Raw genomic sequence first — 26,583 nt, forward strand, 5'->3', positions numbered from 1 at the left:
AATTACTATAAGAAAGTAGGCTTATGGAAATGACAATAAATAATGAAAATAAACGCAGCAGCGTGATCCCGATGGCGATCGTCGCTGGGCTGTTTTTTATTCTTGGTTTTGCAACTTGGTTGAACGGTTCGTTAATGCCGTACCTAAAGCAAATCCTGCAACTTACCCCGTTCCAAGCCTCACTTATTTTATTCTCTTTTTATATCGCAGTGACATTTACCGCATTACCTTCAGCATGGGTGATTAGAAAAGTCGGTTATAAATCCGGTATGGCACTGGGTATGGGCATTATGATGCTTGCTGGTTTGCTGTTTATCCCGGCGGCAAAAACACAAATTTTCGCATTGTTCTTATTTGCGCAGTTGGTCATGGGCGCTGGGCAAACATTGCTGCAAACGGCGGTTAACCCCTATGTTGTTCGCCTTGGCCCCGAAGAATCTGCGGCAGCACGTGTCAGCGTGATGGGTATCTTAAATAAGGGCGCAGGTGTTATTGCACCGTTAGTATTTACTGCTTTGATCCTTGATTCGTTTAAAGATCGAGTTGGCACCGAGTTAACCGCAGTACAAATTGATGAAATGGCCAATAGCTTAGTGGTGCCTTACTTAGGTATGGCACTGTTCATTGGCCTTCTAGCTATCTTAGTGAAAAAGTCACCACTACCTGAATTAGAAAGCGATGAAGAGCCCACTGAGTCCAATAAAGGTCATACTCGTGAAGCCTTATCTCACCCCAATCTTGCGCTTGGTGTAGTGGCATTGTTTTTCTATGTTGCAGTAGAAGTGATAGCAGGCGATACCATTGGTACATTCGCTTTATCTTTGGGTGTTGAGAATTACGGTGTCATGACATCTTATACCATGGTGTGCATGGTTGTGGGTTACACTTTAGGTATTCTCACAATTCCAAGGTTCATCTCTCAGCCTAAAGCGCTGATGATTTCCGCTATCTTAGGTATTGTGCTTACTGTAGGTATTTTGTTTGGCGACAACAACTCTTACGCTATCGCCAATGCTGTGTTAGTGCCATTGGGTGGTGCGATGTTACCTGATACCTTGCTGATGATTGCATTCTTAGGTTTAGCGAACGCGATTGTATGGCCAGCGGTTTGGCCGCTAGCGTTATCAGGTCTTGGTAAGCTAACCAGTACAGGTTCTGCATTGTTGGTTATGGGGATTGCTGGTGGGGCGTTTGGTCCTTTGTTCTGGGGACTAAGCTCTGGTACTTCACTGGGTATGCAAGGCGGCTACGCAGTAATGTTGCCGTGTTATATGTTCATCTTATTTTATGCGGTCAAAGGCTATAAGATGAAAAGCTGGAAGTAAGCATTTCAGTGTGAATAAAAAAGGAGCCTAGGGCTCCTTTTTTTGTGGCGATAGCGCAGCTGTTACCGCTAATAATACCAATCAGTATAAGGATTTAATCTACTCAGCGCGCTTTTTGCAAACTAATTCAAGGCGGATAACTGAAACAATGGTTGCTCCCTTGTGAGGTTATTCAACGCAGAAATAGGCAGCAAAAAACGCGCCAGAATGGTGAGTTTTAGCGGTTATGATGCCGTGTTAACGAGTTTAACCGTAGAACAACTATGCTCTTCACTCGTTGCCTTGCCTCAGAACCGCTAAATTCTCACTGAGTGACTAAATGTTTATACTGATTGGTATAAGGGCTGTTTGTCGGCACGGACAATAGCGGTGTTTGAAGTAAGTTAGCGAAGGCTAGAGGAATGTGTTTGAAATCTAACGGGGGAGGTGGCTGTTTGTAACAGCAGAGCTAAAATGAATAGCGTTGAAATTGAGGCAAAAAAAGCCACTCAATTGAGTGGCTATTCTTTATATGGTGCCGGCACCAAGAGTCGAACTCGGGACCTACTGATTACAAGTCAGTTGCTCTACCAACTGAGCTATGCCGGCTAATAGTGGTGCCCGAACCCGGAATCGAACCAGGGACACGAGGATTTTCAATCCTCTGCTCTACCGACTGAGCTATTCGGGCAATTAACTAAGCGTTAATTAACTACTTCAAACTGGGTGTTTGTGACCCGTCTCGTTTGGAGTGCGCGTATAATATAGCGATGATATTTTTCCTGCAAGTGCTTTTTTAATAATTTTTATCGCTTGGCTAGTAAATGTGCAAACTGCTGTAATTTTGTTTCATTGCTGATTGATAACACATCAAAATGCACGCAGTGAGGCGCTTTAGGGTTACAAAGTAAGCTAAGAGAAATCCACTCATTATGGTGAGAAAGCTAACCTTTCTAAAAAATAGAAAGGAATTGGCGAATATTAACAGTTTTTTATCAGCGAACACCGCTATATGCTTTTATGTATGTTTTACAGAGAAAGATATTATGTTTCGGAATAATAAACACGGCTATGGCCTGATTAGCATCTTACTGCACTGGCTAAGCGCAATAACCATTCTAGGCTTATTTGCTGTCGGATTTTGGATGGTGGACTTAACCTATTACAGCAGCTGGTACAAAACTGCACCTGAGATACATAAAGCGGTGGGGGTACTCTTGCTACTGGTGACGGTCTTTAGATTGTTTTGGCGCCTAGTTAACCCCAAGCCGATTAATGGCGGCCATAAGCTGTGGGAGAGGCGAGTCGCACATTGGACCCATGGGGCTTTGTACGCACTGTTGTTGTTGATTCTGGTTTCAGGTTATCTCATTTCGACCGCTGATGGCCGCGGGATCAATGTATTTGACCTTTTTGCCGTTCCCAGCCTTGGGGCGTTATTTGATAACCAAGCTGACTTAGCGGGTTTAGTTCACCAATACTTAGCGTATACCTTAATTGCCCTGGTCGTTGTCCATATGTTGGGTGCGCTAAAGCATCAATTTATCGACAAAGACCAAACACTTTTAAACATCATCAAACCTAAGGAAAATCGATGAAAAAATCACTTTATAGCATGATTGCTGCAACAGCGTTAATGGCATCATCTCAAGCCCTTGCTGCTGACTACGTTATCGATACGCAAGGAGCGCATGCCTCGATTCAATTTAAAGTAAACCATTTAGGCTATAGCTTTGTGGTTGGCCGCTTTAATGAATTTGAAGGAAACTTCAATTTTGATGCTAAGGCGGTTGCAAGCTCAAAGGTTAGCGTGAAAATTAATACAGCCAGCATAGATTCAAACCATGCTGAACGTGACAAGCACCTCAGGGGTGCGGATTTTCTCAATACCAGTAAATTCCCACAAGCGACGTTCGAGTCAACATCTGCGGTTGATAAAGGTGATGGTCAGTTTGTCCTCAATGGCAACTTAACCTTAAATGGCGTGACTAAGCCAGTGGCCATTGATGCGACAATGATTGGTGAAGGTCAAGACCCGTGGGGGGGATATCGTGCTGGCTTTATTGGTGAGACCGAGTTTGCCCTTAAAGATTATGATATCAAAATGGACTTGGGCCCGGCATCTAGCCATGTACAACTATCGTTAGTGGTTGAAGGTATTAAGCAGTAAAACTAAAAAAGGCGCCGTTGGGCGCCTTTTATTATTCTTCGTCTTTTTGTGGCACATAGCCTTCAATTTCGACTTCTTTGCCTTCAAATAAGAAGTTAACCATCTGCTCTTCGAGATACTTCCTATCATCTACATTCATCATATTGAGCTTGTGCTCATTGATAAGCATTGTTTGCTTAGATTGCCATAGTGTCCAAGCTTCTTGGCTGATATTGTCAAATATACGTTTACCAAGCTCACCGGGATATAGCTGAAATGCTAGGCCATCTGCCTCTTTTTTAAGATATTGGCAATTTACTGTGCGAGCCATGATTACTCCTTAGTTGATACGGTTCCTAAATTGGCCAAGATTCGCTCGGTAGCAGCGGCGAGGCCAACTTTAGGTGGTGTGGCTATGTTATACCAGACCGCGAGGTCAGGTTCCATGATCTGATTGTGGCTCTGGCTGCTAAAAGCAACGTAGGCGCTAATATCAAGATGAAAGTGGCTAAAGGTATGCCTAAAGGCTGTTAGCTCTTCAGCGCGTAAATCAAGCTGATGTGTCTTTGCGTAAGTTCGGAGTTCATCTAGGCTGTTAAACTGAGGGAAACACCATAGGCCGCCCCAAATTCCCGCTGCAGGGCGTTTTATCATCATTGTTTGTTGCTCATCTATAATGGCGAGCATATATGCTGATTTAGCTGGGATCTGTTTTTTGGGCTTCTTACCTGGGTAGTCAGTTTGTTTGCCAGATAGCTGCGCCTGGCAATCTACCGCCACTGGACAGTGAGCGCATTGTGGTTTGCTTCTACTGCAAATACTGGCGCCTAAATCCATCATTGCTTGGTTATACTTTTGTATGTCAGTTTTTGGCGTGTACAGTTCTGTTTGCTGCCACAACCTGTTTTCGACTGATTTAGTTCCGGGCCAGCCTGCAATCGCGCCATGCCTTGCTAAAACACGCTTCACATTACCATCTAAAATAGGATGGTGTTGCCCTAAAGATAATGATAACACCGCGCCTGCTGTCGAACGACCGATCCCCGGTAGTGCCAATACTTGCTCAAACTCCTCAGGGAATTGTCCCTGATACTCATCTCGCATGATTTGTGCAGCTTTATGTAGGTTGCGGGCCCTGGCGTAATAGCCAAGCCCTGTCCAATAATGCAGCACTTCATCTTGCTCAGCGTTGGCCAATTCGGTAATGGTGGTAAACCGGGCTAAAAATCGTTCGTAGTAAGGGATCACTGTAGCCACTTGGGTTTGCTGCAGCATGATCTCAGATATCCAGACTTTATAGGGTGTTTTTTGTTGTTGCCAAGGAAGGTGTTTACGTCCGTGGTCGTTGTACCAACTGACGACACGTTGGCTAAAGCTTTTTGTTGTCATGGCGCCAGTGTAACCATGCCTTATAGCCATCACAACAAATATTAACATTTAGTGATAGGCTAATTCGCACCTTTTTGTATTCTTGGTATACTTTGGCAACAATAAGGGTTGCACTGTCCAGTTAACTTTGGATAATGCCTGCTCTTTGAAAATTATTCTACTGTCAGGGTTGTGTGTCGTCGCTTGGTGAAAACCAGCAGATGCAATAACCTACGGTATGGTCCAAGTGAGATAGAGGCACAAAGCACATGAGCGAAGTAACCACTGCTGAATTTAATGAAGAGGGTAAGTACCTTCGCAAAGTGAGAAGCTTTGTTTTACGCGAAGGGCGTTTGACTAAAGGTCAAGCGCTTGCATTTGAACAGCAGTGGCCAACTATGGGCTTAGACTATTCGCCTGAGCCATTGGACTTAGTTAAGGTGTTTGGCCGCGAAGCGGACACCGTACTTGAAATCGGCTTCGGCATGGGGGCCTCGTTAGTCGCGATGGCGAAAGCGGCACCAGAACTTAACTTTATCGGTATTGAGGTTCATAAACCCGGTGTTGGCGCATGCTTAGCGGATGCGGCAGAAGCGGGCGTCACCAATTTACGTGTTTTCCACCATGATGCCGTAGAAGTGCTAGAGAACAGTATCGTGCCGGCGTCATTAGCGCGTGTACAACTATTTTTCCCTGATCCTTGGCACAAAAAGCGTCATCATAAGCGTCGTATTGTTCAGCCTGAGTTTGTTGAAACGATTCGGAGTGCGCTAAAAATTGGTGGTGTTTTCCACCTCGCCACCGATTGGGAAAACTACTCCGAGCACATGTTAGAGGTGATGACAGCTGCACCGGGCTATAAAAACCAATCTACAACTGGAGATGTGGTTCCACGCCCGGATCACCGACCGCTGACTAAGTTTGAAGCTCGCGGCCATCGCTTAGGTCATGGCGTTTGGGATTTAATGTTTGAAAGAGACCAATAATCTGTCTCAACTATCTACCTCACTAGGGAAATAAAATTATGGCAACACGTAGTCGTCGTTTGCGCAAAAAGTTGCGTATAGATGAGTTTCAAGAATTTGGCTTTGATGTTAACTGGACTTTCAATGAGTCAGTAAGCGAAGCGCAAATTGATACCGCGGTTGATGCGTTTATCGATACTGTGATTGAGCCAAGAAACCTCGGTTTCCATGGTGGTGGTCATAAAGAGTGGGAAGGCATTATCGCAACCCAGACTATTGGTAAGTGCACAGAGGAAGATCGTCAAGCGGTAAAAGCATTCTGGGATGGCCAAGACGTTAAAGATGTTGAAGTTAGCGACCTTTATGATATTTGGTGGAGTTAATGCCAGATGAGCAAATGCTCGAGCAAGTGCTCGAGCAAGTGCGACCCCTGCTAGGCAAAGGTAAGGTCGCCGATTACATTCCAGCGCTGGCAAACGTGGATGCCAATAAGCTTGGGATCGCTATCACCACGCTCGATGGCACCACCATTGGTGCCGGTGACTATTTAGAACCATTCTCCATTCAAAGTATCTCCAAAGTGTTTAGCCTCACGCTTGCGCTAACGCTTTATGAAGAGCAAGAGATATGGTCTCGTGTGGGTAAAGAGCCTTCTGGTCAATCGTTCAACTCGCTGGTTCAAGTGGAGTTAGAGCGAGGCTTACCTCGAAATCCTTTTATTAATGCCGGCGCGTTAGTGATTGCCGATATGCTCCAAGGTCGCTTAGGCGCGCCTAAGCAACGTATGCTAGAAGTCGTCCGTAAGCTAAGCAACAACTCACATATTTGCTATGACAAAGCGGTCGCTGCTTCTGAGTATGAACACAGTGCCCGTAACGCCGCGATTGCCTATTTGATGAAATCTTTTGGTAACTTCAACAACGATGTTGATACCGTGCTTAAAAGTTACTTTCATTATTGCGCGATGCGCATGAGTTGTGCTGATTTATCTCGGGCAATGTTGTATTTAGCGAATGCGGGCACCAGTATTCGAGGCGACCGGTTGGTTTCACCAGTACAAACTCGCCAACTTAACGCATTGTTGGCCACATCAGGGCTTTATGATGGCGCGGGCGAGTTTGCCTATCGTGTTGGTATGCCAGGAAAAAGTGGTGTAGGTGGCGGTATTATAGCTGTCATACCCGGTGACATGGCGGTGTGTGTGTGGTCGCCTGAGTTAGACAAAAATGGTAACTCACTGGCGGGAACTGCCGCGCTAGAATCGCTTTGCCAAGCACTCGGTCGTTCGATTTTCTAATTCTGTTGGTCAATGTCACTAATTTTTAGTGGCAATGACTGCTATTTTCCTTCCATACTCCGCCAAATTATTAATAATTCTTTTAATTACAGTAATTTAAAAAGTTGGCATGGCAACTGCTATAACTATTATCAATAGACAGCTAAAGACTTTAGGTCTTATCAGCAATTAGATTAAATGAGCAAAAGGATAAAGTGATGAAGAAATTGGCCGCTTCAGTAGGGATAACCGCAATGGTACTGGCTACAACTGCGTCAGCATGGGCGCATGATGGTGAAGGTAACCATATTAGCTTTGGTGACAATAAGCAGTGTGATGTTGCGCTTAATTATGATGTTGCAGTTGAGCCTAAAAAGCTGACAGTAAGTGACGGTGGCAAAGAAGTCTATCGTGTAGAGTTTGGCAAACTGTTCGTTGAAGGCAAAGAGATCGCGTTGAACAGCAGTCAACAAGCACTGGTTAATGACTATAGCGAGCAAGTCTCTAAGCAAGTGCCAGAAGTTATCGAGCTTGTGAATGATGCGGTAGAAATTGCTACATCAGCCGTAAGTATGGCGCTAACGCCGCTATTGGGTGATGCCAGCGGCGCCAAGATTGACACCATGATGGATGGGCTTAGTGAGCGCATTGAGTCTGTGGCCTACCAAAATGGCGACAAGTTTTATATTGGCGCCACCGAGTCATCATTGGAGCAAACTTTTGGTGAAGACTTTGAAAAAGAGCTTGATCAGTTAGTACAAAGCTCTATTGGCAGCATGATGATGACCTTAGGCAGTGAAATGATGGCCGGTGACGGTGACACTTTCGAAGAGAAAATGAACTCTTTTGGCCAAAGAATGGAGCGTATGGGCCAAGATATAGAGCGTGAAATGGAGCAACAAGCCCAAGATCTTGAAGTACGTGCAGAGCGCGTTTGCGACAACTTTGAGCAGTTACTGGTCACAGAAAACAAACTACGTGCTCAAGTATCCAGTTTAAAGAATTACGCGTTGATTGATACCAGCAACCAACCTTTGCGTGAATAGCGACGCTATTCGTTAAGCTACATTTCTCCTTGTTGCGCCCAACCGCAATTGCAACGGCCTCAAATGATAATTCATTTGGGGCTTTTTTATGCAATTGTGTTGTGGGGATTTTCTCTTATACTTTTGCATTATCTTTGTTTAAAAATACATATTAGAAATAATGGGCAAATCTTTGGTATACTTAAAAAAATAATAACAATATCGATCAGATTTTTGACCAAATACTGATTGCGAAATTGACCCTACTTACGCATATTCTCGATTATTCAATGCAGTGTGGATTAGCCGTTTAACATCCTTACCTATTTGATTATTAAAGAATAATATTGGTGTCGCAAATACCTGAAGGCGATTTACATGTTAGAACTTTTGGAACCTATTGCTATTTTTACCCATGTTGCTAGGGCAGGAAGCTTTAGCTCTGCTGCACGCAAATTGGGCATATCTAAATCTAAGGTAAGTACTCAAGTTGCTGACTTGGAGCACAAATTAGGTGTGCAGCTAATACAAAGAACTACGCGCAGTTTGAGTCTGACAGAAGCGGGTCAACTGCTTTATACCCAAGGCGAAGAGCTATTACGAGATGCTGATCAAGCGGTGGCCAGTGTCCATAATCTTAATGATGCTACTCGCGGTGTATTGAAGGTAGGGATTTCTCAATCATTCGGTACTATGCATATTATCCCCGCACTGCCAGAGTTTATGGCTAAGCATCCAGAGTTAGAGCTACAAGTTAGCTTGCTAGATCATAAAGTCGATGTCGTGAGCGAAGGCTTAGATCTGTTGTTGACGATGTCTGAGCAATTGCCTTTAGGCATGGTGGCTCGCCCACTGATGAAATGTCAGTTCCTTCTTACAGCTTCACCTGAATATATTGCCAAACATGGTCAGCCAGAGCGTCCTGAGCAGCTTGTTGATCATAATTGTTTGGTGTATCACGGCGAATGGCACGAACACAGTGTGTGGCAGTTTAAGCGCGGTGAAGATTACTGTGAGATTGGCGTTTCTGGTAACTTTAGAGTGGATAATGCGCCAGCACTGAAATCTGCAGCAGTAAGTGGTTTAGGGGTTGTTTATTTAGCCAGTTACTTGCTTGAAGATGAGATTGCTAAGGGCACGTTAGTGCCTATTTTACCTGAGTGGCAATTGACCAACCATTTGCCGCTACAGGCTGTCTATCCTCGTCGTAAACACCTTGCGCCCAAAGTCAGTGCCTTTATTGACTTTATTAAAGAACATATTGGTACGCCTCCATATTGGGATGCGCCTTATGCTGAACTTTATGCGAAGCGTAAGTCTTAAATTAGGGACGATGTAAAATAGTAGATGAGCTAGTATTGTTGGCTTTTTGAACATTATAATTTTAGTTATTCTGGAAACATTGTTTCATATCTAGAACAAAAAGGCGGCACCTTGCAGTCGATCGCCTTTTTTGTTAATTAAAACAAATGATTACGTGTTGTTATTGCTACTTGTATTGTGCCGTTTTGTTTAGTTATTACTAATGGTGAGTGTGAGTTTTTATTGTCATTTGTTCTGTAAATAATACAATGGTGGAAATTGAATTAGGGTGTCTGAGACCCTTAAGAAAGCTAAAGAATGACCCCTCTTGGCTTTTTTTCGCAGACAGCGGCAACGCGGCTTTAATTCAATGCTGACAGCGGTTTAAGAACTAAAACAATGTCGGCTTTAAACCATCATCCTAGTTTTTGGTTTACCCCGGCTTTTACCGGGGTATTTTTCTTTTTAGGGTCAACTTCGCTAATCTCATCCTTTATCTAACGGCGCTTTGTGCAAACGCACCTTCAACAAGTTTGTCTGTGAATCTTATACTGATTGGTATAATACCAATCAGTATAAGAATTTGATCTACTCAGCGCGCTTTGGGCAAACTAATTCAAGGCGAATGATTGAAACCATGGTTGTTCCCTTGTGAAATTATTCAACGCAGAAGTAGGCAGCCAAAACGCGCCAGAATGGCGAGTTTTAGCGATTCTGATGCTGTGTTAACGAGCTTAACCGTAGAATAACTATGCTCTTCACTCGTTGCCTTACCTCAGAACCGCTAAACTCTCGCTGAGTGACTAAATGTTTATACTGATTGGTATAATTAATATTTGCCATAGCCTATTTGTCACAGCCCCATGGAAATCTTCGGTCAATTTCCTTTGATTGAATTGATAGCAAGCAATAAAAAAGCCCCGTAAGCAACAATTTGCTGACGAGGCTTAATGGTCAATACTGACGAATTAGCTACTTTGCTTTATCCAAAGATCAATTTCACTTTCTAGTACATCTAATGGTACAGGGCCATTTTTGAGTACTATTGTGTGGAAATCACGTATATCAAATTTGTCGCCTAATGCTTGCTGCGCTTTTTCTCTTAGTGCCAATATTTTGATCATACCAACCTTATAGGCGGTAGCTTGGCCAGGCATCACAATATGTCTTTCGACCATTTTTACTGCATCTGATTTTGCATTGGGCGTGTTCTGTACGTAGTATTCGATGCCTTGCTCTCTGGTCCACTTTTTGGCGTGAATGCCGGTATCGACTACTAGGCGACAAGAGCGCCAGAGCTCCATGGCCAAGCGGCCAAAGTCAGAGTAGGGGTCTGCATACAGCCCCATCTCCTTAGGGAAGTACTCACTGTATAAACCCCATCCTTCAACATAGGCTTGGTAGCCACCAAAACGTCTAAATTTCGGCACGCCTTGTAGCTCTTGAGCGATGGCGATTTGCATGTGATGGCCGGGTGTACCTTCGTGATAAGCCAATGCTTCCATTTGGTATTTAGGCATGGCTTCCATGTCGTACAGGTTGGCGTAATAAGTGCCTGGGCGAGATCCGTCTGGGGTTGGTTGATTGTAAAATGCCTTACCAGCAGATTTCTCTCTAAAAGCTTCAACCCGTTTAACAACCATTGGTGCCTTTGGCTTAATATTAAATACTTCATCGAGTCGCGAAGTCATATTGTCGATAAGCGCTGTGGCTTCGGTCAAATAGGCTTGGCGGCCCTCATCGGTTGCTGGATAGTAAAACTGTTTATCTTCGCGCATGAAAGTGAAAAACTCAGCTAAGCTCCCCTCGAAGTTAACTTGCTTCATGATGGCGCGCATTTCGTCATGAATACGATCAACCTCACTTAAGCCAAGTTGATGGATTTCATCTGCGCTCATATCTGTCGTAGTCGTGCGCGCTAACGCCATATTGTAAAACTGCTCGCCATTTTCAAAACGCCATACACCGTCTCGAGTATCGGCACGCTTCTCTAAGTCTGTCATATAGCTAATTAGGCTAGTGTAAGCGGGCTTAACCTGTTTGATGAGCGCTGATTTGGCTTGTTTTAGTAGCGCTTCTTGCTGTGATTGGCTTATATCGAGTAGGGCAACTTTGCGCTTGAAGTCAGCCCAAATCGCACTATCTTCGCCATTATCAAAAGGTGCGCCAGTTATGATGTTCTTACTGTCTGATAACACATAAGGGAATACAAACTTAGGTGCAATAATGCCTTTTTCAGCCCGGACTTCGAGTGATTGCGTGAGTTGATGTAGATTGCTCGGTACCGCTTGGAGGCGAGCGATATAGGCTTGTGCATCAGCTTCATTGCTAATTTGATGTTGATTGATCAGAAACGAGGCAATGAAAGAGTGACCGCCATACATTTGATTGACAGGGTAACTATAATGACGCCATTGATGCTGATCTATTGCTTGAGTTAAGCGTGCTTTAAGTAAGTCGTAACTGAGACGAGTTTGTTGATCTAGCTTGTCAATGTTAATGCTATTGAGCTCAGCGAGGTGCTTTTGGCTGCGGATTAGTTTACGTTCATCCGCTTGCTCACCGCGCTCATCCCACTTGTCATAATCTGTTTTGATACCAAGTTGGGTTTGGGTGGTGGGGCTAGCCATCACATTATCCATAAAAATGCGTTCAAACAGCGCGTTGGCTTTTTCTGATTCACTATTAAGTGATTGTGCGACTGGTTGGTTGGGGCTTGATAGGCCAGCACCATTAGCGGCTAAGGTAACTGGTGAAGCAAGTAAAGCACTCAGGGTTAGTGCGATTAGGGTCGTTGTTGTTTTTATTTGCATGTGTCGTCTTCCTATTATTATTGCTTGTTATCCTAATAAAGGTTGGCGATGATTTTCTAATATAATTGTTAGCAGATGTGTATTATTGCGCAGAAAGTTGACGAATCTGTATATAGCGACTACCGCGAGGCTAACGGGCTTTATCCTAGCGGCTACTCGCGATGTCAGTCGCTAATTGTACAATGTGGTTTCGGTCTAGCTCGGGCCTATTCGTCAAAAAATAGCCCCAGTAGTTCATTGACGAACATGCTACCTTTTGCGGTTAATTGCCAATGATCACTGCTAACAGTCACTAAGCCTTTAGCTTGTGCTTGCTGCATGGGTTTTATTATTGATGTCGCCGCTAAGCCGGTACGTTGCTCAAACTCTACTTTAGGGATCGCGGCCATTAATCGAAAGCGATTCATTAAGTACTCTAGCGCACGATCGTTAAGTGCTATTTCATTCTTATCAAATAGATAATCTTGCTCAGACAAGTAGCCCTTAGGGTGTTTAACTTTGACCGTTCTAAATAGTTGTTGTTGGCTCAAGTCGGTAATTTTGCCGTGGGCACCACAGCCGATGCCGATGTAGTCTCCAAATTGCCAATAGTTGATGTTATGACGACATTGGTAGCCAGGTTTTGCATAGGCGGATATCTCATATTGTTGATACCCAAGCTCTGCCAACTTCTTCTGACCCTGCTCGTAAATGTGCCACAATGCTTCATCGTCAGGCAGCTGCGGTGGTTTAGAGTGAAACAGCGTATTAGGCTCAATGGTGAGCTGATACCAAGACAAGTGCGGTGGGTTGAGCTCTGCAGCTTGCGCGATGTCAGCCATGGCTTGCTCGTAGCTTTGATTGGGCAAACCATGCATCAAATCTAAATTAAAGCTGTTAAATCCCGCTTTATGCGCCTGTTTAGCGGCAGCTTGGGCTTCGCCTTCATCATGGATCCGACCGAGCAAGTTAAGCTTATCTGTGGCAAAACTCTGTACGCCAATTGATAACCTGTTGACGCCAGCACGCTGATAAGCGGCAAGGTCATCATGCTCTAAGGTGCCAGGGTTTGCTTCCATGGTAATTTCGATACTGTCTTCAAAGACAATTCGTGCCTGTACGCCATCGAGTAAGCGTTTGATTTGTTGAGCATCAAATAGTGAAGGCGTACCACCACCTATGAAGATTGAGTGCAATCGACGGCCCTGAACGTAGGCTAAGTCTTGGTCTAAGTCTTCAAGCAGCGCGTCGACATATTCCTGTTGCGGTAACTCACCGTGTTGACCATGGGAGTTGAAGTCGCAATAAGGGCATTTTTGTACACACCAAGGAATATGGATATACAGACTAAGTGGTGGCAGTGTTAACATTAGTCGAGCACGCCTTTAGCTTGCATCTGGGTGAGTAAAAGCTGCATGGCTTTACCACGATGACTGAGAGCATTTTTTTCATCGCTAGTTAATTCGGCAGCGGTACAACTGTGGCCTTGAGGAATAAAAATTGGGTCATAACCATGGCCGTTATCGCCGGCAACCTTAAAGCCGATTTCACCTTCCCACGAGGCTTGGCAAATGATGGGCGTTGGATCAGCGCTATGGCGCATATAGACCAGCACACACTGGAAGCGGGCGCTACGGTTCTGTTTTTCGTCGGCAATGGCATCGAGTAGTTTCATATAGTTGTCGCTGTCTTTGGCGTTTTCACCACCATAGCGAGCTGAATAGATGCCTGGTGCACCATTGAGAAGGTCAACTTCAAGTCCTGAATCGTCTGCAATGGCAGGCATGCCGGTGACTTCAGCGGCGTGACGCGCTTTGATAATAGCATTTTCAACAAAAGTGGTACCGGTTTCGGCAACTTCAGATACGTTGAACTGGCTCTGTGGCATGACTTCAATGCCAAACTCAGCCAATATTTCTGAAAACTCTTTTAACTTGCCTTTGTTACCGCTAGCTAACACTATTTTTTTCACAATCATCACCTTTCGGGCCACATTTTAGCGCGCCATGATACCCAAGGATGGCTGAAAACGGTAGTGAAGAAAACAATCAAGGCAGCTTAGCTGCCTTGATGGGTCACTCTACATAAAATTTCTGTTTGAATTTGAGCTGGGTATTGAGCTCGTTGTCATGCTTAATGGCGATTTGAAAGTTGATTTCTTGATCGTCTCGATAAGGTACTTCAGCAATATAGTAGATGGCATCGCCTTCACGTATCTCTCTAAAGTTCAGGTTTATTCGTGCATCAAGCAGGTTATTGGCTATTCCTGATATATCTACCGGTACCGCAGGGTGACCTTGTAGATTATTTTGCTGCACCGAGATATTGATAATACCGGTATAACTGCTGCGTTTGATGCCATAGGTTTTGGCAATGGAGGGGGTTAGAAAGGTACTGCCTAATGCCACGTAGTGGATGTCAAAGTTGCCGACGACTTTTTTTTGTTCTGCTAGCGCATTGGGGCTATAGGTAATAACCAGTAAAAGGGTTGCGATCAGTAAACGTACCATAGTGATACTCCTCGGTTGGCGCTTTTATCAAGTATAGGGGATAGCGCGGTTTCGATCTTGTTTTGCTGTATTTTGTTACGTTTTATTCAATTGATTTATGGGTGCAGCCATTGCGCAATCACGGTTGGTATTTGCTTGGGGGCAATCACTTCCACTTGTTTATGGCGCCCAAGTGAGCCTTTGGTAATCGTGATAGCTGATTTAGGCACCTTAAAGGCTTTAGACAGCCACTTAGTGAGGTGGGCATTAGCCTTACCATCTATGGGGGGCGCAGTGATGGCTACTTTTATCTCGTCCCCATGCAATCCCACCCACTGGTTACGACTGGCTTTAGGCTGAATATATAGCTTGAGCAGCAAGTTATCTTGCTGCTCAATTAATGCTGCCACTATACGTTAGCCCAAAACGGCACATACTGACTGAGCAATATGTTGAGGAAATTAAGGATTATCATCATAACGAGTAGCGATAAATCTAAACCACCCATTGGCGGTAATAGTCGGCGAATGGGTGATAACAGTGGCTCTGTTAGTTGACCCATAACCATTTCAATTGGGTTATGCCCTTGGCTGACCCAACTTAAAATAGCGCGGATGATTAACATCCAGAAAAGTAACACCCCAGCCTCTTTTATTACTGACACGATAGAGATGATCAATATGGTGACAATGTCGATGTTGGCGCCTGCCATTAAGCTTAAGATCACAAACTTAGCCACGACCACTAATAGCGCCAGTACGACTGAAGCGGTATCTAAGTTGCCCATCGAAGGCAGTATTCGGCGCATCGGTGCGACAATAGGGTGGGTTGCTTTAACGATAAATTGGCTAAACGGGTTGTAAAAATCAGCGCGCGCCAGTTGTAACCAAATGCGTAAAATTACCACCATTAGGTATAGATCAAATAGGGTGCTGACTAAAAAACTAAATGCGTTCATTGTTGGTCTCTATTATTGGTCAGGGATCAATTAATATTGCTTGGCCATCTCTTCTGCTCTGGCAATACAGTCATGCATTGCATTACGCACAATACCACGCAAATCGGCTTGTTCAAACGCTGCAACAGCCTGTGCTGTTGTACCGCCTTTTGATGTCACATTCTCTCGCAGCTGGGCTGCACTGAGTTGTGGGTTTTGTTTAACCATTGCAGCCGCTCCCATTGCGGCCTGTTGTACAAGTGCTCTTGCAGCTTGTTCATCAACGCCATCTTGCTTGGCGCTGTCAATCATCGCTTCCATCATAAGGAAAAAATAGGCAGGAGAGCTACCCGCTAATGCTATAACTTGATTGAGCTCATCTTCTTGATTCACCCAAACGACTTCACCGCCGCTAGCCATAAGCTGCTCTACATAATCTTTGTCGCTTTGAGAGACCTTGTCATCGGCGAAAAGCCCGGTCATGCCTACGCCTATTTGCGTGGGGGTATTTGGCATGGTGCGTACTAACTTAATTGGCTGGTTAAAGTAATCTTGATAACGGTTGGCAGTGACCCCCGCAGCAATGGTAATAACTAATTTGTCAGTCATATCGAGCTGGCTTAACTGCTGACAAACACTTTCCATTAGGTGCGGTTTAACACATAACACAACCACATCAGCTTCTGCTGCGGCTGGTAGGTTATCATTAGAGGTTTTAATGCCCAGTTGTTGAGACAATTTATCCAGCTTGGCTTGGCTTGGGTTCGTTGCATGGATGAGTTGTGGGTTATAGCCACTTTTGACCAATCCACTAGTTATGCTGCTGGTCATGTTACCTGCGCCGATAAAGCATATCTTTTTCTGTATCATTATTGCTCTCTAAGCTCCTGCCTATGAGGGGTAACTAGCATTCCTACCGCGCGCTAATTACCAGTCATCTTACTAAATTGTTGTCGAATTTAACTCATTTAGCCGCTGGGCGGCATATTAGGAATAGTCTCGTGCGCCAAATATCGCTGTGCCTATGCGTACCATGGTAGAGCCGTGGGTGACAGCCGCTTCTAAATCGTTACTCATCCCCATCGAAAGCGTATCAATACTGGAATGTTGCTGCTGCAATGTTTGATACAGGGTTTGCATGGCGCTGAGCTCATGTTGCTGCTGCTCGGGTGAGCATTCGGCACTGGGAATCGCCATAATGCCGCGCAGACACAGGTTAGGCAGTTTTTTGATGTCACTGGCCAGTTGCAGTGCTTGTTCGACACTGCAGCCAGATTTGCTGCTTTCGTTACTAATATTAATTTGAATACAGACATTTAGCGGTGCTTTTCCCGCTGGGCGCTGTTCGTTTAAGCGCTTGGCGATTTTATCCCGTGATAGCGTGTGTATCCAATCAAAGTTTTCGGCGACAATTTTACTTTTGTTTGACTGCAATGGGCCAATGAAATGCCAAATGATTTCAGGGCATTGTGTGGCTAACTGCTTAACCTTTTGTTCGCCTTCTTGTACGTAATTTTCACCAAATTGGCGCTGCCCAGCGGCATAAGCGGCTTGGATTTGCGAAATCGGCTTGGTTTTACTGACTGCCAGTAAATGAATATCGCTTGGATCTCGCGCTGCTTTTTGCGACGCTTGGGTAATTCTTAGGTGGGCGTTAGCCAGTCTGTCTGCTATTGTTGTCATGATGTAAGTTTTTGGTTGAATGGATGTCCCGAACTATGGAAATCACAGAGTTACTTGCCTTTAGTGTAAAACACAACGCTTCAGATCTACACCTTAGTGCTGGCGTTTCGCCAATGATACGTGTTGATGGTGAAGTCAGAAAGATTAATCTGCCTGCTTTAGATCATCAAGGCGTACATAGCTTAGTCTATGACATTATGAATGATAAGCAGCGTAAAGATTACGAAGAACATTTAGAGATAGATTTTTCTTTTGAAGTGCCTAATTTAGCACGATTTCGTGTCAATGCTTATAATCAGTCTCGCGGCGCTGCAGCCGTTTTTCGTACCATTCCCAGTGATATTCTGAGCTTAGAGCAATTAGGCGCTCCAGAAATTTTTAAGAAAATCTCTAGTTACCCGCGGGGTTTAGTACTGGTTACCGGGCCTACTGGTTCTGGTAAAAGTACCACTTTGGCGGCGATGATTGATTACGTGAATGAAAATCGCCATGACCACATTCTGACTATTGAAGACCCAATAGAATTTGTACACCAAAACAAGCAGTGCTTGATTAACCAACGTGAGGTTCATAAGCATACCCATAGCTTCAATGCCGCACTAAGAAGCGCTTTACGTGAAGATCCCGATGTTATTCTAGTGGGTGAGATGCGTGACCTTGAAACCATTCGTTTGGCGATGACGGCAGCGGAGACCGGTCATTTAGTATTCGGCACCTTGCATACCACCTCAGCGGCAAAAACCATTGACCGTGTGGTGGATGTTTTCCCTGAAGGTGAAAAAGGCATGGTGCGGACCATGCTCTCTGAGTCATTGCAGGCGGTGATTTCGCAAACCCTGATTAAGAAAGTCGGCGGTGGTCGAGTGGCGGCTCATGAAATTATGATGGGTACCCCTGCGATTCGAAATCTAATCCGTGAAGATAAAGTGGCGCAGATGTATTCGGCGATTCAGACCGGTATGGCTCATGGCATGCAAACACTGGATCAATGCCTGCAAAATCTAGTCAATCGTGGCCAAATCACCCGCGAAGACGCCATGCAAAAAAGCGCGAATAAGCAAACGACATTTTAAGTAGGAAGATAATATGGATGTCCTCCCATTTTTAAAGGTAATGATTGAGCGCAAAGCGTCTGATTTATTCATTACTGCGGGCTTTCCACCTAGTGCGAAAATTGATGGTGAACTAAGGCCGTTAGCGGAAAACCCATTTTCACCTGAGCAATCGCTAGCGTTTGTTGAGTCGCTAATGACAGATGTGCAAAAACAGGAGTTTCATGAAAGCCGTGAATGTAACTTCGCTTTTGCTGCGAAAGATTTAGGGCGTTTTCGTGTGAGTGCATTTTGGCAACGAGAGTCGCCAGGGTGTGTGATGCGTCGTATCGAAACCCAAATTCCTCTGGTTGACGACCTCAAGCTACCGCCTATCTTGAAAGACTTGGTGATGAGTAAGCGTGGTCTGATTATTATGGTTGGCGGTACCGGTACAGGTAAGTCAACTTCGCTGGCTGCACTGGTTGGTTACCGCAACTCTAATGCCCGAGGGCACATCTTAACCATTGAGGATCCGGTTGAATTTGTCCACGACCATCGCAAAAGTATTATTACTCAGCGTGAGGTTGGCATCGATACAGACTCATTTGATGCCGCGCTTAAGAGCTCATTGCGCCAAGCGCCCGATGTGATTTTGATTGGTGAGATCCGTACCCAAGAAACCATGGAGTTTGCGTTATCGTTTGCTGAAACCGGGCATTTATGTATGGCAACCTTGCACGCCAACAACGCCAACCAAGCGCTGGACCGCATCATGCATTTAGTGCCAGAGAATAAGCATCAGCAATTGTTATTTGATTTATCTTTGAACTTGCGCGGCATTGTTGCTCAGCAGCTCATTCCCAAGAGTGATGGCAGCGGCAGGCGTGCAGCAATCGAAGTGTTGATTAACACGCCAAGGGTTGCCAGCTTAATTGCCAAAAATGAGCTGCACGTGCTGAAAGAAACCATGGCTAAATCAAATGAGCAAGGAATGCAGACATTTGACCAAGCTTTACTACAGTTATATAGCGAAGGTGAAATCTCCTACGCAGATGCACTGCATCACGCTGACTCGCCTAATGACTTGCGTCTGATGATTAAGCTACAAAATTCAGACTCACCGAGTTCAGGTTTTATGGAAGGGGTGACCCTAGACCTCGACTAGTTGCAATATAGTCGTATGAAGTAAAGCAGGCAGTCGCCTGCTTTACTTTTTTTGTATGCAAAGTGACGGATAAAAATTCCCTCACAAGGATGAGTGATCATGAAAACACGCACCAAACCTACTCCAAAACTGCATCACTTTTGGCGGTTATGCCTATTGGGCATGGCGTGCTCTGCAACCCAAGCCAACGCTATTCCGATCAATGATGAATGGGATGTGGGTGGCGCACTTCGAGTTAACTATGGTTGGAAAGATTATGATAACGACGATTCAATTGAATTTGAGTTATTTCGAGTCGATGTCAACTACCAGTCAGATATCCTCTATGGTTCGGCCCAGTATCGCTGGTACAAAGACATTGATGTTATCCACCATGCGTATATTGGCTACAACATTGATAAGCACAATAAAATTCAGTTAGGGGTGACTCAAGTCCCTTTTGGTTTGCTGCCTTATAATTCGCACTCTTTCTGGTTTAGCGCTAATTATTACCTTGGTTTTGAAGATGATTATGATACCGGTTTCCACTGGATACATGATCGCGGCGATTGGCGTTGGGATGTGGCTTACTTTATCAGCGATGAATATGCTGACGGCACTGAGTTTGACCGTTACTCGTTTGATGTGGCAACCACCGCCGAAGCGCCTTATGAAGAAGCGGGTCAGGTTAATTTACGCGGTGAAAATATTATTAAATCTGGTGATGCCACCCATAAAATTGGTGGGTCGTTACAATGGCAGCAACTGGAATATCAGCCAAACACGGTAGGTGCTGATCCCGGTGAGGATATTGAAGGTTATGCTGGGGCAGTGCATTGGCAAATGGATTGGCAGCAATGGCAAACACAATTGCAGTATATGCGCTACCACTATGATACGCCGGCAGATAAGCGCATAGCGTTATCTGCATTTGCTTTCCCCTTTGAGATAGCAAATGAAGCTGATGTGGTAACGGCAAACATTGCTAAAGGCTTTGACGTTGACTGGGGCCCAATCACTCACCTCAATTGTTATAACGACTACAGCCAAATCTTTGTGTCAGGTCAAGGTCAAGCAGACTCGATTCAAAACGTCACGGGTTGTGCGATCACGGCTGGCAAATTTTATTCATACGTGGATTGGATTGCTGGTAACAATATGTGGTTTATTAATGGACCCGGTATCGGTATTGATGAAGGTGAGCAGCGCTGGAGTTCTCGTCTGAACGTCAATATTGGTTTTTATTTCTAAATACCGTACGCCATTGATTAGAAATGTGCTTTGTTATGATCCAAATAGTGCGGTTACACGTATCGACACTTAACTAATTAAGGAGTCGTTATGAAAAGCCGCATTATTATTTCAAGCTTATTGGCCTTGATGGCTGTGCCGAGCGTATTCGCCCAAGGGCAGTGTCCCGCCTTTTTAGATGTTACTGCTAGAAAATTGCACTCAGAGAAACAGGTCGATTTGTGTAAATTGACTGAGGGTAAGCCGGTGTTAATCGTCAATACCGCCAGCAACTGTGGCTACACATCGCAGTTTAAAGGGCTAGAGTCATTACATAAAACCTATAAAGACCAAGGGCTGGTGGTACTGGGCTTCCCATCTAATGATTTCAATCAAGAAGAAGCTGAAGAGGTTAAAACCGCCGATGTATGTTACATCAACTATGGCGTCACTTTTACCATGCTAGCGCCAGGAAAAGTTAAAGGTCAGGGCGCACAAAGCGTTTTTAACCACCTTTCTGCACAAACCAGCGAGCCAAATTGGAATTTTAATAAGTACTTAGTCAGTGCTGATGGTAAAGTAGTGCAAAAATTTAATTCGAGTGTTAAACCTGATTCAGATGCCCTTGTTGAGGCGATAGAGCAGCAACTATAACGTCGTATGGTGCGTATTAAGGAGATAAGTTGAACAAGTTTGTTGGAATGACCAAAGAGCAAGGCCACCAAAAAAGAGCCAAAGTGGCTGTGTTATTAATGAACTTAGGCACGCCTGATGCGCCAACTGCTGCATCGGTTAGAACTTACCTGGCAGAGTTTTTATCCGATCCGCGAGTGGTTGAGATCCCCAAACTGCTGTGGATGCTAATTCTACACGGCATTATATTACGGGTAAGGCCCGCCAAATCTGCTGCACTATACAAAGAAATTTGGCAGCAAGATGGGTCACCTTTAATGAGTATCACTCAGGCACAAACCAATAAACTGCGCGAGCAAATAGGCAGCGACACTGTTTTGGTCGACTTTTGTATGCGTTATGGCAATCCGTCGGTCGATGAAGTGTTAAATCGTCTCCATCAACAAGGCGTGGATAAAATTGTCGCGCTGCCACTTTATCCTCAGTATGCGGCGCCCACCACCGGCTCTGCTTTTGATGCCATTAGCAAGGTGTTAACTAAGTGGCGCTTCTTACCCTCTTTGCACTTTATCAATACATATCATGACAACAGCGATTACATTGATGCCTTAGCAGCGTCAATCCAAGCTGATTTTGACAAGCATGGTAAGCCGCAAAAGCTGGTGTTGTCATATCATGGCATGCCTGAGCGTAATCTTCACCTTGGCGATCCTTATTACTGCTACTGCAAAGTCACCACCCGTCTTGTGGTAGAGAAGCTTGGCTTGAGCGAAGATGAGTGCATCACTACTTTTCAGTCTCGATTTGGTGAAGCTAAGTGGCTGGGTCCTTATACCGATGCTACGCTGGAGGGGCTACCTGAAAAGGGCGTCAAAGATGTCGCCATTGTCTGTCCAGCCTTTAGCAGCGATTGTCTAGAGACCTTAGAAGAAATTGAATCAGAAAACAGAGAAGTGTTTGAACAAGCTGGTGGTGAGCGCTATCGCTATATTGCTGCGCTCAATGACGGAGACAGCCATATAAAGATGATGGCCAATTTGGTTAAACCCCATCTATAAGCCAATTTTGCTAAAAAAAAGCAGCCATTTGGCTGCTTTTTTATGTTTTAGCGACGGCAATTAATACTGGTTTTCAAAATAGCTTTCAATGATTAATACTGCAGACATAGAGTCGACTTGGCCCTTGGTAAGTGCTTTGTAGCCACCAAATTCAAACAGCCTAGCTTTCGCATCTGCGGTCGTTAGGCGCTCATCTTGGGTGGCTATTTTGATGCCAAAGCGACCATTAATACGATTAGCGAACTTACGGGCTCGCTGGGTCATCTCTTGCTCAGTACCGTCCATATTAAGCGGCAGGCCGACCACGACTATATCTGGCTGCCACTCTTCAATAAGTGCAGCGATGTCCTCCCATTTGGGGATGCCATCATTTGCCTTAAGCGAGGTGAGAGGTCTGGCACTGGCGGTAATGGCCTGGCCAATAGCAACACCAATACTCTTAGTGCCAAAATCAAAGCCCAGTACTGATTGAGTACTCATGTGTAAATCCTAATGGCTATTATGCGTTCAATAAAACGGGTTGAGGCCGCAGCTAGGCTCGGCCTGATTGATGTGATAGTTGCCAAACATCGAACCCTAGCGATTGGGTGGCTTGTTGCCAACGTTCGTCATGGGCAATGCTATAAAGAATATCGGCGCTGGCAGGAATCGATAGCCAAGAATTGTCGGCAAGCTCTTGCTCTAACTGGTCTCGGCCCCAACCTGCATAACCTAAGGCGACAATATAGTGCTGCGGTGATCTGTCTTTTCCGAGCGCAGCAAGCACGTCCCTAGAGGTGGTAAGCATGACTTCATCGCTAAGTTGTTCGCTGTTACTCCAGTGAGGTTGCGGCGTATGTAATACAAAGCCACGTTCAGGGTTAACCGGACCGCCAACCAACACCTTAGTTGATAAAGACGGCTGCATATCAGCACTATCATCAAGTTCCATCTGCTTGAGGAGTTCTTCCACCTCAACGCCAATAGGGCGATTTATCATTAACCCCATCGCACCTTTTTCATCGTGTTCGCAAATATAAATTACTGAACGCTCAAAAAAAGTGTCTTGCAGTGATGGCATTGCAATCAGTAAGTGATTCTGCAAACTTGTCATTTTAGGCGCTGTCAAAGGATTAGCCTCCAGCCAGTTTTACCGTATAGTTGAGCTTTTCTAGTAAGACTTTGAGCTGCTCGCGATTGTCGGTTTGAACTTCAATATTAAAATCTTTAACCGTGCCACCGCAGCCACATTGCTTCTTTAGCTTCTGCGCTAACGCCTTGAGGGCTTTTTCGTCTAGCTCCAAACCTTTAATCACAGATACACCTTTACCTTTACGGCCTTTGCTATCTTTGTGGATACGGATAATACCGTCTCCTTTCGGTGCTGATTTCCGGGTTTTCTCGGGAGCAATTTTTCCACCGTCTGTGCTATAGACCAGGGAAATATTCGGATCAATTCTCATTATTTACACACTTGTGGTATTGAGTTATTTCAAGTTTAACAAACTCAGTGACACTATGGGAGAAAGGGCAAAAAAAAGACCACCTTGGGTGGTCTTAATGGCGTATCGATCAATTTGCAGGGAGATCGGTTTGCGAAACTAGCGTTAGCTTAGAGGTTAACGAGTAAAGCAGCGATTAGTGCCACACTGGTTAATCCTGCGCAGGGGAGGATGAAACGGCGCAAAGTAGGCAATGCAATACTGCAAGCAGAAAGTACAAATCCAAGTGCAACAATATCAAACATTGAGGTTTGACTGTTTAGCTGAGTTACTGCAAACCAAGCAAGCATAATGACCGGCAGCAATAATAGTGACAGCTGTTTGGGTAGCTCACTGTGTTTTTGCGTTTGTTGGTCGCTGACTTCTTTAGGCCCAAATAGGAATATAGCGGTCGCGATGGTAAAAGCTGCAATGAACCAAGTCATGATAATTCTCTATAAATAATCTAACTGATAATCATTATCATTTACATCTTTGCTGAAGTCAAGCTGAATAAAAGTGATATAGTTCTAAAATAGAGTTGTAGATCATAAAATTGCTCTGTAAGCTCTTTTTTATGAATTAGGTGTCAGACCTAAGTTAGGGATTAATAGGAGTGAAAGTATGAAAAAGTTAATCGTGTTGGCGGCAGCATTAGCGCTGACGGCTTGTAGTTCGTTAAAGACCAGCTCGGATTATGATCCTCAAGCTAACTTTGCAGACATTAAGACCTATGCTTGGGTTGAACAAAAAAGTAAAGACGCCACCTACCATTTAGATGGTTTGATGGACCAACGTGTCCGCGCGGCTGTTGATAGCAATATGCAGCTCAAAGGGATCAGCAAATCTGATGCCGCAACCGCCGACATTTTGGTTAATTACTTAACCAAGGTCGATAAAAAAATCAATGTAGATACCTTTAATACTAGCTTTGGCTACAACCCATACTATGGCCCAGGCTGGGGTTATGGTGGCAACATGCATACTCAAACGACAGTCCGTGAGTATGAAGTGGGTACACTGATTCTAGATATGGTTAATCGTGAAACAGGCAAACTTATCTGGCGTGGCTCAGTGGCTGATACCATTCGTGACAAGAATACCCCTGAAGAGCGTGTTGAAGTGATCAACAAAGCTATCGGTGAAATGATGCTTAACTATCCGCCAATGCCTGGCACTAAATAGATAGCAAGTTATTGTTATTTAAGAGCGGCTTAGGCCGCCCTTTTTGTTTTCCATTCCCAGCGATTTTGTGATCCATAAACCAATTAGACCAAAGTCCAAGATATCTGTTTTTACTGCCAATGCTATGCTGCCACTCTAGTCATATAAGCGGTAGATTGAGGCAAACGTGGAAGGTTTCTTACAGCAGTGGTTTCATCATTATCAAAAAGGTGAAGGTGTCGAGGTTAGTGAACTCAGTGAGGCGACCCAAACTCACTGGCAGCAGTTGTTAAACCAGCTTAAGGCTGGCGAGTTGGACTGTTGGCAAAATTCTCCGCCCGGTCGCTTATCACTAATTTTACTGATGGGGCCAGTAGCACATATTCTAAATGATGAGCAGTCACACCACTTACAAAGTCGAGCTCACAAATTGTGCGTCAGTGGGGTAGATCGCGGTTTTGATACTCAGTTAAACCCAATTCAACGGCGCTGTTTTTACGACCCACTTTTTTATTCAACACGTGCAGAAGACCGCGCGCTATTAATTAAGTTGCTCGATGGGATGCAGTTTCAGGTTGAGCACGCAGTGCGTCCCGCATGGTCTAATTGGTATCAACAAGCTTCGGTCAGCTGAAGCTAACCGTTTACTGGCTAGTTTGCATCATTAAACGTAGTTGGCGGCGCAGTTCATTACAAGCTGCGTTGCCAGAACCAATATGTTGAATTACATCAATATTCGCTGTCCAATCTAGTCGCTGAAAGCTGGCGGGGAGCGAGCAAACCTGTTTAGCCTTAAGCGCTTCTTGCATAATATGTTTAGGTACAATTCCCCAACCAAACCCGCCTTTAATCAATTCAGCTAGCATATAGTAGTTGTCGGCAAACCACACATCGGGCGAATGCTGAAGGTTGTACTGACTTGGGTTACGGTCGCGAGCGCCAATCACCACTTGTCTAAATAACTTCAGTTGGTCTAGATGGGCAAAATCACCCTTTGCAAGTGGATGGTTAACCGCCACCATTAAGTCAAACTCTATGGTGCCTATTGACTCAAATTCAATGAGCTCTGGGTAAGTCAATTCACTCACAACCAGCCCTACATCAGCACGTTGTTGGCGAATCAATTGAATAATGTCATGACTCGATGCGTTGAGAAACTCCAATTCGATGGTAGGCCATTCTTGTGCGAAAGCGTTCAAGTACTGCGCCAGTTGGGCATAAGGCACGCCTTCATCCAGAGCTAAGGTCAATGTTTGTGGTTGAGCAGCATCCAAACTGTGCAATTGCTGAGTTAAACGACGATGTTGCGCTATTACCGCCTTAGCTTGTGGCAGCAGCGCTTTGCCTGCGTGGGTGAGTACCGGGTAACGGCCACTTCGATCAAACAGCTGTTGGTTAGTATCTATCTCTAATGTGATGATATTTTGGCTTATCGCCGATTGTACTTTGCCTAGCTTTCTCGCTGCTGCAGAAAAGGATCCAGCCTCAACTGTTGCGACAAACGCACTGAGTTGTTCAATGGTAAACATATCACTAAACCTGATGGTATCTAGTTTTTAATCATCTTATT

Annotated in this window: 31 protein-coding genes and 2 tRNA genes; 16 read left to right on the forward strand and 17 right to left on the reverse strand. The window is 44.7% G+C overall.

The window, feature by feature from the left end:
- Positions 1–23 precede the first annotated feature (23 nt).
- Both nagP and L865_RS25440 read left to right on the forward strand, forming a co-directional pair.
- On the forward strand, positions 24–1,325 hold the full coding sequence (nagP, locus tag L865_RS0107090) for an N-acetylglucosamine MFS transporter NagP (RefSeq protein WP_425423620.1): 1,302 nt from the start codon (positions 24–26) through the stop codon (positions 1,323–1,325).
- 162 nt (positions 1,326–1,487) lie between these two features.
- Positions 1,488–1,625, forward strand: coding sequence for a hypothetical protein (locus tag L865_RS25440; protein ID WP_157577487.1), 138 nt, complete (start codon positions 1,488–1,490; stop codon positions 1,623–1,625).
- Between the two features lie 212 nt (positions 1,626–1,837).
- Here L865_RS25440 and L865_RS0107095 read toward each other — a convergent pair.
- Positions 1,838–1,913 (reverse strand) — tRNA-Thr (locus L865_RS0107095).
- A gap of 6 nt (positions 1,914–1,919) precedes the next feature.
- Positions 1,920–1,995 (reverse strand) — tRNA-Phe (locus L865_RS0107100).
- 355 nt (positions 1,996–2,350) lie between these two features.
- On the opposite strand from L865_RS0107100, the gene L865_RS0107105 reads away from it, so the two are divergent.
- Positions 2,351–2,902, forward strand: a complete 552-nt coding sequence (locus L865_RS0107105; RefSeq protein WP_028772600.1) for a cytochrome b — start codon at positions 2,351–2,353, stop codon at positions 2,900–2,902.
- Positions 2,899–3,474: a YceI family protein gene (locus tag L865_RS0107110; protein ID WP_028772601.1), complete on the forward strand. Its 576-nt coding sequence runs from the start codon at positions 2,899–2,901 to the stop codon at positions 3,472–3,474. The genes L865_RS0107105 and L865_RS0107110 overlap by 4 nt, the downstream gene beginning before the upstream one ends.
- Before the next feature lie 31 nt (positions 3,475–3,505).
- Here the strand turns inward: L865_RS0107110 and L865_RS0107115 are convergent, their stop codons facing one another.
- Complete coding sequence (locus tag L865_RS0107115) at positions 3,506–3,784, reverse strand: oxidative damage protection protein (RefSeq protein WP_028772602.1); 279 nt, start codon at positions 3,782–3,784, stop codon at positions 3,506–3,508.
- 2 nt (positions 3,785–3,786) lie between these two features.
- Complete coding sequence (mutY, locus tag L865_RS0107120; RefSeq protein WP_037470729.1) at positions 3,787–4,842, reverse strand: A/G-specific adenine glycosylase; 1,056 nt, start codon at positions 4,840–4,842, stop codon at positions 3,787–3,789.
- Positions 4,843–5,090: 248 nt separating this feature from the next.
- Between mutY and trmB the strand changes: the two genes are divergently transcribed.
- From trmB to L865_RS0107145, 5 genes are all read left to right on the forward strand, one after another.
- Positions 5,091–5,807: a tRNA (guanosine(46)-N7)-methyltransferase TrmB gene (trmB, locus tag L865_RS0107125; RefSeq protein WP_028772604.1), complete on the forward strand. Its 717-nt coding sequence runs from the start codon at positions 5,091–5,093 to the stop codon at positions 5,805–5,807.
- A 38-nt stretch (positions 5,808–5,845) separates the two neighbouring features.
- A complete protein-coding gene (locus L865_RS0107130) occupies positions 5,846–6,169 on the forward strand; it encodes a YggL family protein (RefSeq protein ID WP_028772605.1) in 324 nt (107 codons plus the stop codon).
- Positions 6,169–7,083: a glutaminase B gene (glsB, locus tag L865_RS0107135; protein WP_028772606.1), complete on the forward strand. Its 915-nt coding sequence runs from the start codon at positions 6,169–6,171 to the stop codon at positions 7,081–7,083. The genes L865_RS0107130 and glsB overlap by 1 nt, the downstream gene beginning before the upstream one ends.
- Positions 7,084–7,280: 197 nt before the next feature.
- On the forward strand, positions 7,281–8,108 hold the full coding sequence (locus tag L865_RS0107140) for a YggN family protein (protein ID WP_037470719.1): 828 nt from the start codon (positions 7,281–7,283) through the stop codon (positions 8,106–8,108).
- 357 nt (positions 8,109–8,465) lie between these two features.
- The gene (locus L865_RS0107145) at positions 8,466–9,410 is read left to right on the forward strand and encodes a LysR family transcriptional regulator (protein ID WP_028772608.1); all 945 of its coding nucleotides are present in this window, start codon (positions 8,466–8,468) and stop codon (positions 9,408–9,410) included.
- 947 nt (positions 9,411–10,357) lie between these two features.
- On the opposite strand, the gene L865_RS0107150 is transcribed toward L865_RS0107145, so the two are convergent.
- The 8 genes from L865_RS0107150 to L865_RS0107185 all read right to left on the reverse strand — a co-directional run bounded on the left by L865_RS0107150 (position 10,358) and on the right by L865_RS0107185 (position 17,290).
- The gene (locus L865_RS0107150) at positions 10,358–12,202 is read right to left on the reverse strand and encodes a DUF885 domain-containing protein (protein ID WP_028772609.1); all 1,845 of its coding nucleotides are present in this window, start codon (positions 12,200–12,202) and stop codon (positions 10,358–10,360) included.
- A gap of 206 nt (positions 12,203–12,408) precedes the next feature.
- On the reverse strand, positions 12,409–13,551 hold the full coding sequence (gene hemW / locus L865_RS0107155; RefSeq protein WP_028772610.1) for a radical SAM family heme chaperone HemW: 1,143 nt from the start codon (positions 13,549–13,551) through the stop codon (positions 12,409–12,411).
- Positions 13,551–14,153, reverse strand: a complete 603-nt coding sequence (gene rdgB / locus L865_RS0107160) for an RdgB/HAM1 family non-canonical purine NTP pyrophosphatase (protein WP_028772611.1) — start codon at positions 14,151–14,153, stop codon at positions 13,551–13,553. Before rdgB ends, hemW begins: the two co-directional genes overlap by 1 nt.
- 103 nt (positions 14,154–14,256) lie before the next feature.
- Complete coding sequence (locus tag L865_RS0107165) at positions 14,257–14,691, reverse strand: DUF4426 domain-containing protein (RefSeq protein WP_028772612.1); 435 nt, start codon at positions 14,689–14,691, stop codon at positions 14,257–14,259.
- Positions 14,692–14,786: 95 nt separating this feature from the next.
- Positions 14,787–15,080, reverse strand: a complete 294-nt coding sequence (gene yggU, locus L865_RS0107170; RefSeq protein WP_028772613.1) for a DUF167 family protein YggU — start codon at positions 15,078–15,080, stop codon at positions 14,787–14,789.
- Positions 15,080–15,628 (reverse strand): YggT family protein, encoded by a 549-nt coding sequence (locus L865_RS0107175; protein WP_028772614.1) that lies wholly within the window; start codon positions 15,626–15,628, stop codon positions 15,080–15,082. Before L865_RS0107175 ends, yggU begins: the two co-directional genes overlap by 1 nt.
- 30 nt (positions 15,629–15,658) lie before the next feature.
- Positions 15,659–16,477, reverse strand: coding sequence for a pyrroline-5-carboxylate reductase (gene proC, locus L865_RS0107180; protein WP_028772615.1), 819 nt, complete (start codon positions 16,475–16,477; stop codon positions 15,659–15,661).
- 117 nt (positions 16,478–16,594) lie between these two features.
- Positions 16,595–17,290: a YggS family pyridoxal phosphate-dependent enzyme gene (locus tag L865_RS0107185; RefSeq protein WP_028772616.1), complete on the reverse strand. Its 696-nt coding sequence runs from the start codon at positions 17,288–17,290 to the stop codon at positions 16,595–16,597.
- 35 nt (positions 17,291–17,325) lie between these two features.
- Here L865_RS0107185 and L865_RS0107190 point away from each other — a divergent pair, with 35 nt between their 5' ends.
- From L865_RS0107190 to hemH, 5 genes are all read left to right on the forward strand, one after another.
- The gene (locus tag L865_RS0107190; RefSeq protein WP_028772617.1) at positions 17,326–18,363 is read left to right on the forward strand and encodes a type IV pilus twitching motility protein PilT; all 1,038 of its coding nucleotides are present in this window, start codon (positions 17,326–17,328) and stop codon (positions 18,361–18,363) included.
- A gap of 13 nt (positions 18,364–18,376) precedes the next feature.
- The gene (locus tag L865_RS0107195) at positions 18,377–19,489 is read left to right on the forward strand and encodes a PilT/PilU family type 4a pilus ATPase (RefSeq protein ID WP_028772618.1); all 1,113 of its coding nucleotides are present in this window, start codon (positions 18,377–18,379) and stop codon (positions 19,487–19,489) included.
- Positions 19,490–19,588: 99 nt separating this feature from the next.
- Positions 19,589–20,719, forward strand: coding sequence for a hypothetical protein (locus L865_RS0107200; protein ID WP_245608406.1), 1,131 nt, complete (start codon positions 19,589–19,591; stop codon positions 20,717–20,719).
- A 90-nt stretch (positions 20,720–20,809) separates the two neighbouring features.
- Positions 20,810–21,352, forward strand: a complete 543-nt coding sequence (locus L865_RS0107205; protein ID WP_028772620.1) for a glutathione peroxidase — start codon at positions 20,810–20,812, stop codon at positions 21,350–21,352.
- A gap of 29 nt (positions 21,353–21,381) precedes the next feature.
- Entirely contained in the window at positions 21,382–22,389 is a 1,008-nt protein-coding gene (gene hemH, locus L865_RS0107210) for a ferrochelatase (protein ID WP_028772621.1), read from the forward strand.
- Between the two features lie 60 nt (positions 22,390–22,449).
- Here the strand turns inward: hemH and ruvX are convergent, their stop codons facing one another.
- The 4 genes from ruvX to L865_RS0107230 all read right to left on the reverse strand — a co-directional run bounded on the left by ruvX (position 22,450) and on the right by L865_RS0107230 (position 24,295).
- On the reverse strand, positions 22,450–22,869 hold the full coding sequence (gene ruvX / locus L865_RS0107215) for a Holliday junction resolvase RuvX (RefSeq protein WP_028772622.1): 420 nt from the start codon (positions 22,867–22,869) through the stop codon (positions 22,450–22,452).
- Between the two features lie 52 nt (positions 22,870–22,921).
- On the reverse strand, positions 22,922–23,482 hold the full coding sequence (locus L865_RS0107220; protein ID WP_028772623.1) for a YqgE/AlgH family protein: 561 nt from the start codon (positions 23,480–23,482) through the stop codon (positions 22,922–22,924).
- Positions 23,483–23,501: 19 nt separating this feature from the next.
- Positions 23,502–23,831 (reverse strand): stress response translation initiation inhibitor YciH, encoded by a 330-nt coding sequence (yciH, locus tag L865_RS0107225; RefSeq protein WP_028772624.1) that lies wholly within the window; start codon positions 23,829–23,831, stop codon positions 23,502–23,504.
- Positions 23,832–23,980: 149 nt separating this feature from the next.
- Entirely contained in the window at positions 23,981–24,295 is a 315-nt protein-coding gene (locus tag L865_RS0107230) for a hypothetical protein (protein WP_028772625.1), read from the reverse strand.
- A 178-nt stretch (positions 24,296–24,473) separates the two neighbouring features.
- Here L865_RS0107230 and L865_RS0107235 point away from each other — a divergent pair, with 178 nt between their 5' ends.
- Together L865_RS0107235 and L865_RS0107240 are read left to right on the forward strand one after the other, a co-directional pair.
- Entirely contained in the window at positions 24,474–25,034 is a 561-nt protein-coding gene (locus tag L865_RS0107235) for a DUF4136 domain-containing protein (RefSeq protein ID WP_028772626.1), read from the forward strand.
- Positions 25,035–25,200: 166 nt separating this feature from the next.
- Positions 25,201–25,647 (forward strand): DUF924 family protein, encoded by a 447-nt coding sequence (locus L865_RS0107240; protein ID WP_028772627.1) that lies wholly within the window; start codon positions 25,201–25,203, stop codon positions 25,645–25,647.
- A 10-nt stretch (positions 25,648–25,657) separates the two neighbouring features.
- Here L865_RS0107240 and L865_RS0107245 read toward each other — a convergent pair whose 3' ends face one another.
- Positions 25,658–26,542: a LysR family transcriptional regulator gene (locus L865_RS0107245; RefSeq protein ID WP_028772628.1), complete on the reverse strand. Its 885-nt coding sequence runs from the start codon at positions 26,540–26,542 to the stop codon at positions 25,658–25,660.
- Between the last annotated feature and the right edge of the window lie 41 nt (positions 26,543–26,583).

The organism is Shewanella waksmanii ATCC BAA-643, from assembly GCF_000518805.1.
GTDB classification, from domain to species: domain Bacteria; phylum Pseudomonadota; class Gammaproteobacteria; order Enterobacterales; family Shewanellaceae; genus Shewanella; species Shewanella waksmanii.